This is a genomic window from Streptomyces xanthii (genome assembly GCF_014621695.1).
GTDB lineage: Bacteria > Actinomycetota > Actinomycetes > Streptomycetales > Streptomycetaceae > Streptomyces > Streptomyces xanthii.
On the sequence record NZ_CP061281.1, the window covers coordinates 7,125,567 to 7,137,312 of the forward strand.

Sequence of the window (11,746 nt, forward strand, 5' to 3'; positions counted from 1 at the left end):
CGGCGCGGGGTCCTGCGACTGCGGGAAGGTGATCAGCCCTTGCGGGACTTCACGTCCTCCGTGAGGGCCGGGACGACGTCGAAGAGGTCGCCGACGACGCCGTAGTCGACGAGGTCGAAGATCGGGGCCTCGGGGTCCTTGTTGATCGCGACGATCGTCTTCGAGGTCTGCATACCGGCCCGGTGCTGGATCGCGCCCGAGATGCCCGAGGCGATGTACAACTGCGGGGAGACGGACTTGCCGGTCTGGCCGACCTGGTTGGAGTGCGGGTACCAGCCGGCGTCGACCGCGGCACGCGAGGCACCCACGGCCGCGCCCAGGGAGTCGGCGAGCGCCTCGATGACCGAGAAGTTCTCCGCACCGTTCACACCACGGCCGCCGGAGACCACGATCGCGGCCTCGGTCAGCTCCGGGCGGCCCGTCGACTCACGCGCCGTGCGGGCGGTGACCTTCGTGCCGTGCGCCTTCTCCGAGAACGCCACGTCCAGGGCCTCGACCGCACCCGCGGCGGCCGCCGGCTCGACCGCGGCACTGTTGGGCTTCACCGTGATGACCGGGGTGCCCTTGACCACCACGGACTTCGTGGTGAACGAGGCGGCGAACACCGACTGCGTGGCCACCGGACCGCTGTCACCGGCCTCCAGGTCGACCGCGTCGGTGATGATGCCCGACCCGATCCGCAGCGCCAGACGCGCCGCGACCTCCTTCGCCTCCGCGGAGGAGGGAACCAGCACCGCCACCGGCGACACCGCCGCGACCGCGGCCTCAAGCGCCTCGACCTTCGGCACGACCAGGTAGTCGGCGTAATCGGCCGCCTCGTGCGTCAGAACCCGGGTGGCACCATGCTCGGCCAGCACCGCCGCGGTACCGGCGGCACCACTGCCGAGAGCGACCGCGACCGGCTCACCGATCCGACGCGCCAGCGTCAGCAGCTCCAGCGTGGGCTTGCGGACCGCACCGTCCACGTGGTCGACGTAGACCAGAACTTCAGCCATGGGACTTCAATCTCCTGCAATCACAAAGAACTTGGGCGAATGGATGAGGCGACAAAAGCTCAGATGAACTTCTGGCCCGCGAGGTACTCGGCGAGCTGCTTGCCGCCCTCGCCCTCGTCCTTCACGATCGTGCCCGCGGTACGCGCCGGACGCTCGGCCGCGGACTCGACCTTCGTCCACGCACCCTCGAGACCGACCTCCTCCGCCTCGATGCCGAGGTCGGACAGGTCCCAGGACTCCACCGGCTTCTTCTTCGCCGCCATGATCCCCTTGAACGACGGGTAACGCGCCTCACCCGACTGGTCCGTCACCGACACCACCGCCGGAAGCGAAGCCTCCAGCTGCTCCGACGCCGCGTCCCCGTCACGACGACCCGACACCGTGCCGCCCTCCACGGCGACCTCGGACAGCAGCGTCACCTGCGGCACACCCAGACGCTCCGCCACCAGCGCCGGCACGATCCCCGCCGTACCGTCCGTCGACGCCATGCCCGAGACGACCAGGTCGAAGCCCGCCTTCTCGATCGCCTTCGCCAGCACCAGCGACGTACCGATCGCGTCCGTGCCGTGCAGATCGTCGTCCTCGACGTGGATCGCCTTGTCCGCACCCATCGACAGCGCCTTGCGCAGCGCGTCCTTCGCGTCCTCGGGACCCACCGTCAGCACGGTGATCTCGACATCGTCGTCCGAGTTCTCCGAAATCTGCAGCGCCTGCTCCACCGCGTACTCGTCCAGCTCGGAAAGCAGGCCGTCCACGTCGTCACGGTCCACGGTCAGGTCATCCGCGAAATGCCGGTCACCGGTCGCGTCCGGCACGTACTTCACGGTGACAACGATCCTCAAGCTCACGCCGGCTCTCCTCGCTCAGAGCGTTTCTCAGCCTTCTCAGGCCTACTGCGGCCACCGTATGGCACTCAGTTCCCTCTGTAAAGGTACGTAGTGCCAAAGGGGGCCGTCCGGTGTTACGTTCCCGGCATGAGCGAGGCACGCGAGGGCAGTGGATCGAACGGGGCGGCGAAGAAGGCCCCGATGCGGGAGGTGCTGGCCGAGGCGGCGTTCCAGCTGTTCCTGGAGCGAGGGTTCGAGCGGACGACGGTGGACGACATCGTGGCGCGGGCCGGGGTCGGCCGCCGCTCCTTCTTCCGGTACTTCCCGTCCAAGGAGGACGCGGTCTTCCCGGACCACGAGAGCGTGCTCGCCGACATGACCGCGTTCCTCGAAGCGGCGGGCGACGAGCGGGACCCCGTCGACGTCGTCTGCGACGCGGCCGGACTCGTCCTGCGCATGTACGCCGCGAATCCCGAATTCTCCGTGCAGCGCTACCGGTTGACGCGCGAGGTGCCGGGGCTGCGGACCTACGAGCTGTCCGTCGTCCGGCGCTACGAGCGCACGCTCGCCGAGTACCTGCGCCGGCGCTGGGCGGCCGTCCCGGACGGCGGCCTGCGGGCCGAGGTCGTCGCCGCCTCCGTCGTGGCCGCGCACAACAACGCACTGCGCACCTGGCTGCGTTCGGGCGGCGAGGGCGACGCCGAGGCGGCCGTGGAGCGCGCGTTCGGGCTCGTCCGCCGGGTGTGGGGCGAGTCGGCCGAGCGGGACCCGGGCCCGGCCGTCGCCCAGGAGGAGGTCGTGGTGATGGTGGCCCCGAAGGGCGCCCCCATGTGGCGGGTCATCCAGCAGGTCGAATCGGCGCTCCGGGACGACTGAACAGGGTCCGGGTGCCCAAGAATTCCGATCCGGAGGGTACTCGGTATCTTTACCGCGCGGCACTGAGTGTCATACGCTGACCGGGCGCCGGAGCCTCAGCCCGGCGGACCGGGTGAGCGCGGGAGGCCGAGCGATGTCGGAGTGGGCGGGGTTGTCGGGAAGCGCGACGGGTGTCATGACGCCGGCCGAGGCCGACGGCGGCACGGGATTCACCTTCAAGCGCTGCCGCTGGTGCGGCACCGCGTCGTTCCGCCGGCTGCTGTGTCCGGTCTGCGCGTCGAGCGACCTGGAGACGCAGCGCAGCGCGGGCCCCGGGATCGTCGTGCAGTCACGTGTGGTGCACCGCGGCACGGGCGTCGCGCGCAACGAGTCGCTGGTCCGCTTCCCCGAGGACTTTGTGGTGCCCTGCCGGGTCGTCGGCACGCCCCCGCACCTGGTGTGGGTCGGCGCCGAGGTCCGCACGGCCCCCGGCGCGACCGAGGACGCCGGCGAGGTCTGCTTCGAGCTGTGCGAACCGGCCGGCGACGACGCCTACTACCGCTGAACGGGCCGGGGCTCAGGCTCCGGCCGCCGCCTCCTGGGCGATCCGGTCGAACTCGGCCCCCATCGCCGCCGCCAGTGCCTGCGCCGCCGACAGCGGACGCACCATCACCATGAAGTCGTCGATGCGCCCTTCCTCGTCGACGTGCAGGAAGTCGCAGCCGGTGATGGCCCGGTCGCCGACCCGCGCCTCGAACACGAGGGCGTGATCACGCCCGTCGGCCCCGGTGATCTCCCGGACGTACCGGAAGTCCTCGAAGACGCGCTTCGCCCCGCGCAGGATCGCCGCGGTGATCGCCCGGCCCGCATACGGCTTGAACACGACCGGGCTGGTGAACACCACGTCCTCGGCCAGCATGGCCTCGACCGCCGCCAGATCGTCCTTCTCCACCGCCGCGCGGAAGGGATGCATGGACGCCACCTCGCTCACTCATTAGTAAATTTGTTGATTAGGTGCGGGCGACAGTAGTCGCATCCTTGTAGGGTGTCCACATGTCTCTCAAGTACGCCGTCCTCGCCGCACTCCTGGAGGGCGAGGCGTCCGGATACGACCTGGCGAAGATCTTCGACGTGTCGGTGTCCAACTTCTGGGCGGCGACACCGCAGCAGCTCTATCGGGAGCTGGACCGCCTCGCCGCGGACGGACTGATCGACGCGCGCGTGGTCCCGCAGGAACGGCGGCCGAACAAGCGGATGTTCACGCTGTCGCCCGCGGGGCACGAGGACCTCGCCGCGTTCACGGCACGCCGGCCCAAACCGCTCGCGCTGCGCGACGAGCTGATGGTGAAGGTCCAGGCCGTCGACGTCGGAGACCTGGACGCCGTGCGCGCGCACCTCGAGGAGCGGGTGTCGTGGGCGCAGGGCCGCCTCGCCCGCTACGAGCGGATCCGGCAGCATCTCCTCGGCGGTCGCAGCGAGGAGGAGTTCCTCGAGGTGGGGGAGCGGATCGGCCCTTACCTGACGCTGATGGCCGGCATCGGATTCGAGGAGGGCAATGTGAGCTGGGGGCGGCGCGTCCTCGGCGTCCTGGAGCGCCGCGCCGCCCGCGCCGCTCAGTCCCCGGGGTCCGCCTCCGGCGCGCGCAGCTGAAGCCCGTTCTCCCAGATCTTGTTGAGCGTCGTCACCAGACGCTCGTACGGGATGCGCTGGCCGAGGACGAACACCATGTACGCCATGCGGCTCACCATCACGGACAGCGCGTGCGCCGTGATCAGCGGGTCGAGGCTCGGGTCCGCCGCGCCCGCGTCCTGGAGCGAGCGGATCAGCTTCGCGTTGCGCCGCGCGAACGCGTCGCCCCGCTCGATGCGCAGCTGCCTGAACGTCTCGTCGACCTGGGCGACCTGCTCGAACAGGGCCATCAGCCGGGCGTTCTTCTTGTACGCGCGCAGGTACTCGCGGTTCGAGGCGTCGATCATCTCGCGCGGGTCGGTGATGCCGGTCCGCTCCCGCAGGTGCGGATGGAGCATCTCCTCCTGCACCTGCGCGACGAGCGCCTGGAAGATCTCTTCCTTGCTGTTGAAGTACGTGTAGAACGAGCCGGACGCGACGTTGGCGGCCTTGGAGATGTCCGTGATCCGGGCGTCGAGGTAGCCGTCCCGCTCGAAGACCTCACGCGCGGCGGTGATCAGCGCGTTGCGCGTCCTGACGCCGCGGGCGCTGCGGGGCGTGATCGGTTGCTTCTGACCGCCGTCGGCGGCCGCGGCCTGGGCAGGCAATGCGGTCCATTCGCTCTCGTTCGTGCGGGCGGTCGCGGGGCCGCGACCGCCACGCGGGTGGCTGCGGATGCTATCAGCCGGGTCTCTCATCCGAGCCCGTCGAGGAACCGGAGCAGCGCCGCGTCGACCTCCGCCGCCCGCTCCTGCTGGATCCAGTGGCCCGCGCCGTCGAGCACGACCCGGCCCCGCAGATCCGTCAGGACCTCCTCCAGGCGGTCGCTCGGCATGAACCGGGCCACCGGATCCTTCGAACCGGTGACGAAGAGGGACGGCATGTCGATGGTCCGGTCGTCGAGCGGCGCCGTCAGCTCCCAGGTGCGGTCCAGGCTGCGGTAGTAGTTCAGGCCGCCCGTGAAGCCCGTCTCCTCGAACGTCTTCACGTAGAAGGCGAGTTCCTCCTCGCTCAGCCAGTGTGGGCGCGGCGCCGCCGGTTCCTCGCGGGCCGCCCACGCCGCCGACCAGATCTCGCGCGCCGTCAGCGTGCGCCGCACGTCCTGGGCGAGCGCCCGGTCCGCGACGCCCGGCTCCTGGAACCACACGATGTAGAACTCCTCGCCGAGCCGCCTGCGCAGCACCGGCAGCGGCGCGACAGGGGAGCGGGGCGTCACCGGCACGCTCATCCCGACCACGGCCCGCACCCGCTCCGGATGCGCCCACGCCATGTGCCACACGATCGACGCGCCCCAGTCGTGCCCCACGAACACCGCGTCCCGCGCGCCCACGTCGTCGAGCAGCCCCACCAGGTCCCGGCACACCGTCAGCGCGTCGTACGCCCCGGGGTCCGCGGGCCGGTCGCTCGCGCCGAAGCCGCGCAGGTCCGGGGCGAGCACCCGGTACCCGGCCGCGGCCAGGGCCCGGATCTGATGCCGCCACGAGAAGGCCAGTTCGGGGAAGCCGTGGCACAGCACGACGAGCGGCTTCGCCGTATCGCGCGGCCCGTCCTCGTACACGCGCAGGGTGACGCCGTTCGTCGCCACGTCCCGCGCCGGGACCCGCTCCCAGTCGGCGATCGGCAGATGTGCGGTCATGTCCAGGGCTCCTCGGATCGTCCGGCCACGCGCTCCTCGTCAGGCCCTTCCCGCACGCCCCGTCGCTCCCGGCGCGGTTCCTGAACCTGGCGTCGGATCCGAATATAGCGAGCGGTCCGCCGACTGTCATTGAACTTGAAGCCGGATTCAAATACGGTGAGGGCGCAGCCGAGCGAAGGAGCGGTCACCCCCATGCTGATCAACGACAAGGTCGCCGTGGTCACCGGCGCGGCGGGCGGCATCGGCGCCGCCGTCGCCCGGCGCCTCCTGGAGGCGGGCGCCCGCGGCGTCCTGCTCACCGACCTGGACGGCGCGCGCCTCGACACCACCGTGCGCGAGCTCGCCGCCGAGCACGGCGAGCGCGTCGCGGGCCGCGCGGCCGACGCCGCCGCCACCGAGGACCTGCGCGCCCTCGTCGCCCTGGCCGAGGAGCGCTTCGGCCCCGTCGACCTCTACTTCGCCAACGCGGGCATCGGCGGCGGCGCGGGACTCGACGCGAGCGAGGAGGAGTGGAGCCGCGCCCTCGACGTCAACGTGATGGCGCACGTCCGCGCCGCGAAGCTGCTCGTGCCGGGCTGGGTCGAGCGCGGCGAGGGCTACTTCTTCACCACCGCCTCCGCAGCCGGACTGCTCACCCAGATCGGCTCCGCCACCTACTCCGTCAGCAAGCACGCCGCTGTCGCCTTCGCCGAATGGCTCTCCGTCACCTACGGCGACCAGGGCGTCCGCGTCAGCTGCCTGTGCCCCCAGGGCGTCGAGACCGAGCTGCTCATGGCCGGCACCCGCTCCGCCGACCCGACCGAGCGCGCCGCCGCCCGAGCCGTCCTCGACTCCGGCGAACTGCTCCAGCCCCTCGATGTCGCCGACCGCGTCGTCGAAGCCGTCGCCGACGAGCGCTTCCTCGTCCTGCCGCACCCCCAGGTCCTCGACTTCTACCGCCACAAGGGCACCGACTACGACCGCTGGCTGCGCGGCATGCGGCGCTACCAGAAGGCGGTGCGATGACCGACGAACGGACCCGCACCGCGGTCCTCTTCGACTTCGGCGGCGTGCTCACCACCAGCGTGATCGACGCCTTCGAGGAACTGGGCCGCGAACTCGGCGCGCAGCCCGGTCAGTTGCTGCGCCTGCTGTCGAAGGACGAGGAGAGCAGCGCCCTGCTCGTCGCCCACGAGGAGGGCCGCATCGGACAGCGCGCCTTCGAGGACGGCTACGCGGCCCGGCTGCGGGCACACGGCGTCACCGCCGCAGGGCCCGGACTCGTCGCCCGGCTCCAGGCCCACCTGCGCCCCGACCCCGACAGCCTCGCCCTCGTCGCCCGGCTGCGCGCCGAAGGACACCGCGTCGGGCTGCTGTCCAACTCCCTCGGCGACGACTGCTACGCGGGCTTCGACCTGCCCGCCCTGTTCGACGCCGTCACCGTCTCCGGCGAGATCGGCGTCCGCAAACCCTCGCGCCGCGCCTACGCCCTCGCCTGCGAACGCCTCGGCGCCCCGCCCGAGGAGACCGTCATGGTCGACGACCTGCGCCAGAACCTCGACGCCGCGGCCCGGATCGGCCTCGCCGGCGTCCTGCACCGCGACGCCGCGGGCAGCGCTTCCGCCCTGGCGCGCCTGTTGCGGCCCGCCGCCGCGCGATGACACCGTACGAGACCACCATCGGAGGACACCCGTGTACGAGCTGACCGACAAGGCCAAGCGGTACCAGGCCGACCTGCTCGCCTTCATGGACGAACACGTCTACCCGGCCGAGGCCGTCTACGCCGAGCAGATGGCCGCGTCCGGCGACCCGCACTTCCACCCGCCGGTCATCGAGGACCTCAAGACCGAGGCGAAGAAGCGCGGCCTGTGGAACCTCTTCCACCCGCACCCCGAATGGGGCCCCGGCCTCACGAACCTGGAGTACGCGCCCCTCGCCGAGATCATGGGCCGCAGCGCCCACCTCGCACCCGAGGCCACGAACTGCAACGCGCCGGACACCGGCAACATGGAGGTCCTCACCCTCTTCGGGACCGACGAACACAAGGAGAAGTGGCTCAAGCCGCTGCTCGCCGGCGAGATCGCCTCCGCGTTCGCCATGACCGAGCCCGCCGTGGCCAGCTCCGACGCGAGCAACATCCAGATGCGGATGGAGCGCGACGGCGACGACTACGTCCTCAACGGCCGCAAGTGGTGGACCTCCAACGCCCTGCACCCCCGCTGTGAGGTGCTCATCGTCATGGGCAAGACCGACCCCGACGGACCGGCCTTCCGCCAGCAGTCGATGATGGTCGTCCCCGTCGACACTCCCGGCGTCACGATCCTGCGCGGCCTGCCCGTCTTCGGCTACCAGGACCGCGAGGGCCACGCCGAGGTCCTCTTCGAGAACGTACGGGTCCCCGCCGGCGCCCTGCTCGCCGGCGAGGGCGACGGCTTCATGATCAGCCAGGCCCGCCTCGGCCCCGGCCGCATCCACCACTGCATGCGCGCCATCGGCATGGCCGAGCGCGCCCTGGACCTGATGATCGACCGCGCACAGTCCCGTACGACGTTCGGGGCGCCGGTCGCCGAGCGGGCCAACATCCAGGACTGGATCGCCGAGTCCCGTATCGAGATCGACATGGCGCGGCTGCTCACCCTCAAGGCCGCCCACCTGATGGACACGGTCGGCAACAAGCAGGCCCGCACCGAGATCGCCGCCATCAAGGTCGCCGCCCCGAACGTGGCCCTGAAGGTCGTCGACCGCGCCATCCAGGTGCACGGCGGAGGCGGCGTCAGCGACGACTTCCCGCTCGCGAGCATGTACGCGCACCTGCGTACCCTGCGTCTCGCGGACGGTCCCGACGAGGTGCACAAGCGGACCATCGCCCGGCGCGAACTGCGCCGCCGGGAGACCGAACGAGGAGAGCGATGAGCACAGCGGAATCCCCGGCGGGCACGGAGTCCCTGGCCGGCAAGGTCGCCCTGGTCACCGGCGCGTCGCGGGGCATCGGCCTCGCGGCGGCCGGCGCGCTGCGCGACCGCGGCGCCCAGGTCGTGATCACCTCCCGCAGCGAGGACCGCGCCAAGGAGGCGGCCCGTGAACTCGGCGCGGGCGTCACCGGGTTCGGCGCCCACGCCACCGACGAGGAGGCGGCCCGCGCCTGCGTCGAGCACACCCTCGCCACGCACGGGCGGCTCGACATCCTCGTCAACAACGCGGGCACGAACCCGGCGTACGGCCCGGTCATCGACCAGGACCACGCCCGCTTCGCCAAGACGATGGACGTCAACCTGTGGGCGCCCATCCTGTGGACCTCCCTCGCCGTCAAGGCGTGGATGGGCGAGCACGGCGGCGCGGTCGTCAACACCGCCTCCATCGGCGGGCTCTCGGTCGCGCAGGACGTCGGCATCTACCACGTCTCCAAGGCCGCCCTCATCCACCTCACCAAGCAACTCGCCCTGGAACTCGGGCCGAAGGTGCGGGTCAACGCGGTCGCGCCCGGCATCGTGCGCACCCGCCTCGCCGAGGCGCTCTGGCAGGAGCACGAAGGACGGGTCGCGGGCGCCACTCCGCTCGGCCGGATCGGCGAACCCGGCGACATCGCCGAGGCCGTGGCCTTCCTGGCCGGTGACGGCGCCCGCTGGATCACCGGCGAGACCCTGGTGATCGACGGCGGACAGCTGCTCGCCGGGGGCGTGCTCGACAACTCGCCGGAACAGGGGAGTTGACGGGGGTTTTCCCCGAGGTGAAGGGTGCGCCAGGATGGGGCCATGACCGCGGCCCAGCGTGCCATGACCGAACTCGGGACATGGCCGCACCTGGTGAGCGGCCCGCCCCGGTGCTCGATCGGTCACGCGTTCGGCCCGGCGGGCCATGACCTCGTCCACTTCCACTCCGACGACTGCGCCGATCTCTACCTCACCGCGCCGGCGGTGCAGCGGCTGCTGCCGCACCTGCGGCGGACCAGTGCCGTCCGCGTGCACCCCGGCGCGTCCTGGATCACCGTGCTCCTGGAGTGCGACACGGACGTGCAGCTCCTGCTCAGCCTGGTGAGCCTCGCCCTCAAGGAGCAGGCGGGCCGCGCACCGCACGCCTGCCCGGCCCCGCCCTGCGACTGGGAGCGCCCCCGGGCCTCGTAGCGCACCCGGCGATCCGGGTCGTGGCGGTGCGTGCGGTGGACCGCGGCCTCTGGGCATGCTGGTGTTCCGGACGCGGGCGGCGACGAGGAGCAGGCATGCGCAAGATCATTCTGATGATGGGCGTCTCCCTCGACGGGTACACCGAGGGACCGGGCCGGGACATCGGCTGGCACCAGGTCGACGACGCCCTGCACCGGCACATGAACGAGAAGGTCCGCTCCTTCGGCGGCCTGCTCACCGGGCGCGTCACGCACGAACTCATGGCGTCCTACTGGCCCGCGGCCGGCGCCGACCCCGACAGCACCCCGACGGAGGTCGAGTTCGCCGCCATCTGGCGCGACATCCCCAAGATCGTGTTCTCCCGGACGCTGCCGCCGGGCCCCGCCCCGTACCACTCCACCGTCGTCTCCGAGGTGCTGCCCGAGGCGATCCGCGCCCTCAAGGAACAGCCCGGCGGCGACCTCAACGTCGGCGGCGCCGACCTCGCCGCCACGTTCCTCGCCCACGACCTGATCGACGAGTTCCACACCTACGTGCACCCCGTCCTGATCGGCACGGGCACCCCGCTCTTCCCCGTCACGGATTTCCACCCGCGCGTCCTGCGCCTGGCCGGGACCCAGACCTTCGACAACGGGGTCGTCCTGCTGCGTCACGCGCGCGTCCCCGAGTGACCTCCGCCGCCGCGCCGCGGCCCGGATATCGCCGAGGGCGAAGCGCCGCCCCGGGCCGCCGTACGCCGCCTACGCTGGCCCGATGAGCATCCACGAGAGCCGCCGGGGCAGCGGCGCCCACCGGTCCGCGCCGGAGCAGGAGCCGCTGTGGCGGCACGTCGTCGGGGACGTGCTGCGGCGCAGACGCCGGGCCCAGGGCCGGACCCTCCAGGACGTCGCCGACACCGCCGGAATCTCCATGCCCTACCTCTCCGAGATGGAGCGCGGCCGCAAGGAGGCGTCCTCCGAGATGCTCGCCGCCGTCGCCGGAGCGCTCGGGCTCGGGCTCGTCGACGTCCTGGCGCTGGCCCAGGGGGAGCTCGCGCGGGCCGCCCGGAGGCGCCGCCCGGTGTCCGTCACCTCGGTCACCTCGGTCACCGGCGTCTCCTCCGTCACCTCGGTCGCCTCTGTCGCGGTGCGCGGCGCGGGCGGTGCGGCGAGCGGGCGCGGCACGGTCTGCCTCGCCGCCTGACCGGCGAGGGGACGCTCAGTCCCCCTCCTCGAGCCGGCGCACCAGCACCGGCACATGGCTGTGCTCGACGTCCTTCACCGACGTGACCAGGGTGACCGGACCGCTCCGGGCCAGCTCGCGCACGTGGTCGACCAGCTCGGCGCGCTCCGGCGCGTCGAGCTCGGCGCGGTAGCGCTCCTCGAACCCGGCGTACCGGTCGTCCTTGTCCGCGTGGTACCAGGTGCGCAGCTCCTTCGACGGGGCGATGTCCTTGAGCCACTCGTCGATGTCGGCGTGCTCCTTCGAGACGCCCCGCGGCCACAGGCGGTCGACGAGCAGCCGCTTCCCGTCCTCGGCGGCGGGTGGATCGTAGACCCGGCGCACCGGGAAGCCGCCGGGCCGACGGCCGGATGAATGCTGTGAAGACATGGGACCCATTGTGTCCTTTTCCTATGTTTTGCGTAGTCCGTCCGGTGTTGCTTGAGTGAGGGGTGTTGCTGTGAC

General features: G+C 71.6%; 16 protein-coding genes. 10 read left to right on the top strand and 6 right to left on the bottom strand.

The genetic code is table 11. From position 1 onward, the window contains the following. Positions 1 to 32: 32 nt before the first annotated feature. Entirely contained in the window at positions 33 to 995 is a 963-nt protein-coding gene (locus IAG42_RS32295) for an electron transfer flavoprotein subunit alpha/FixB family protein (protein ID WP_188340489.1), read from the bottom strand. A 59-nt stretch (positions 996 to 1,054) separates the two neighbouring features. Continuing rightward, positions 1,055 to 1,843: an electron transfer flavoprotein subunit beta/FixA family protein gene (locus IAG42_RS32300; protein WP_188340392.1), complete on the bottom strand. Its 789-nt coding sequence runs from the start codon at positions 1,841 to 1,843 to the stop codon at positions 1,055 to 1,057. Between the two features lie 126 nt (positions 1,844 to 1,969). Here IAG42_RS32300 and IAG42_RS32305 point away from each other — a divergent pair, with 126 nt between their 5' ends. Together IAG42_RS32305 and IAG42_RS32310 are read left to right on the top strand one after the other, a co-directional pair. After that, complete coding sequence (locus IAG42_RS32305; protein ID WP_223206245.1) at positions 1,970 to 2,698, top strand: TetR family transcriptional regulator; 729 nt, start codon at positions 1,970 to 1,972, stop codon at positions 2,696 to 2,698. 175 nt (positions 2,699 to 2,873) lie between these two features. Continuing rightward, complete coding sequence (locus IAG42_RS32310) at positions 2,874 to 3,242, top strand: Zn-ribbon domain-containing OB-fold protein (RefSeq protein WP_188340490.1); 369 nt, start codon at positions 2,874 to 2,876, stop codon at positions 3,240 to 3,242. A 12-nt stretch (positions 3,243 to 3,254) separates the two neighbouring features. On the opposite strand, the gene IAG42_RS32315 is transcribed toward IAG42_RS32310, so the two are convergent. Beyond that, positions 3,255 to 3,650: a nuclear transport factor 2 family protein gene (locus IAG42_RS32315; RefSeq protein ID WP_188340491.1), complete on the bottom strand. Its 396-nt coding sequence runs from the start codon at positions 3,648 to 3,650 to the stop codon at positions 3,255 to 3,257. A gap of 80 nt (positions 3,651 to 3,730) precedes the next feature. Here IAG42_RS32315 and IAG42_RS32320 point away from each other — a divergent pair, with 80 nt between their 5' ends. Next, on the top strand, positions 3,731 to 4,327 hold the full coding sequence (locus tag IAG42_RS32320; protein WP_188340492.1) for a PadR family transcriptional regulator: 597 nt from the start codon (positions 3,731 to 3,733) through the stop codon (positions 4,325 to 4,327). Here the strand turns inward: IAG42_RS32320 and IAG42_RS32325 are convergent. Next, positions 4,291 to 4,953 carry a TetR/AcrR family transcriptional regulator gene (locus IAG42_RS32325; RefSeq protein ID WP_223206246.1) on the bottom strand — a complete coding sequence of 221 codons (663 nt, stop codon included), beginning with the start codon at positions 4,951 to 4,953 and terminating at the stop codon, positions 4,291 to 4,293. The genes IAG42_RS32320 and IAG42_RS32325 overlap by 37 nt on opposite strands. 86 nt (positions 4,954 to 5,039) lie before the next feature. Continuing rightward, positions 5,040 to 5,981, bottom strand: coding sequence for an alpha/beta fold hydrolase (locus IAG42_RS32330; protein ID WP_188340494.1), 942 nt, complete (start codon positions 5,979 to 5,981; stop codon positions 5,040 to 5,042). A gap of 192 nt (positions 5,982 to 6,173) precedes the next feature. On the opposite strand from IAG42_RS32330, the gene IAG42_RS32335 reads away from it, so the two are divergent. The 7 genes from IAG42_RS32335 (at position 6,174) to IAG42_RS32365 (ending at position 11,263) form a co-directional block, all read left to right on the top strand. Further along, the gene (locus IAG42_RS32335; protein WP_188340495.1) at positions 6,174 to 6,986 is read left to right on the top strand and encodes an SDR family oxidoreductase; all 813 of its coding nucleotides are present in this window, start codon (positions 6,174 to 6,176) and stop codon (positions 6,984 to 6,986) included. Beyond that, positions 6,983 to 7,621 carry an HAD family hydrolase gene (locus IAG42_RS32340; protein ID WP_188340496.1) on the top strand — a complete coding sequence of 213 codons (639 nt, stop codon included), beginning with the start codon at positions 6,983 to 6,985 and terminating at the stop codon, positions 7,619 to 7,621. Before IAG42_RS32335 ends, IAG42_RS32340 begins: the two co-directional genes overlap by 4 nt. A 31-nt stretch (positions 7,622 to 7,652) precedes the next feature. Next, positions 7,653 to 8,873: an acyl-CoA dehydrogenase family protein gene (locus IAG42_RS32345; protein WP_188340497.1), complete on the top strand. Its 1,221-nt coding sequence runs from the start codon at positions 7,653 to 7,655 to the stop codon at positions 8,871 to 8,873. Continuing rightward, positions 8,870 to 9,670, top strand: coding sequence for an SDR family oxidoreductase (locus IAG42_RS32350; protein WP_188340498.1), 801 nt, complete (start codon positions 8,870 to 8,872; stop codon positions 9,668 to 9,670). The genes IAG42_RS32345 and IAG42_RS32350 overlap by 4 nt, the downstream gene beginning before the upstream one ends. A gap of 42 nt (positions 9,671 to 9,712) precedes the next feature. Then, on the top strand, positions 9,713 to 10,081 hold the full coding sequence (locus tag IAG42_RS32355; protein WP_188340499.1) for a luciferase domain-containing protein: 369 nt from the start codon (positions 9,713 to 9,715) through the stop codon (positions 10,079 to 10,081). 95 nt (positions 10,082 to 10,176) lie between these two features. Further along, positions 10,177 to 10,752: a dihydrofolate reductase family protein gene (locus IAG42_RS32360; protein WP_188340500.1), complete on the top strand. Its 576-nt coding sequence runs from the start codon at positions 10,177 to 10,179 to the stop codon at positions 10,750 to 10,752. Between the two features lie 82 nt (positions 10,753 to 10,834). Next, positions 10,835 to 11,263, top strand: a complete 429-nt coding sequence (locus tag IAG42_RS32365) for a helix-turn-helix domain-containing protein (RefSeq protein WP_188340501.1) — start codon at positions 10,835 to 10,837, stop codon at positions 11,261 to 11,263. Between the two features lie 15 nt (positions 11,264 to 11,278). Here the strand turns inward: IAG42_RS32365 and IAG42_RS32370 are convergent, their stop codons facing one another. Further along, entirely contained in the window at positions 11,279 to 11,671 is a 393-nt protein-coding gene (locus tag IAG42_RS32370) for a DUF488 domain-containing protein (RefSeq protein WP_188340502.1), read from the bottom strand. Positions 11,672 to 11,746: the final 75 nt, after the last annotated feature.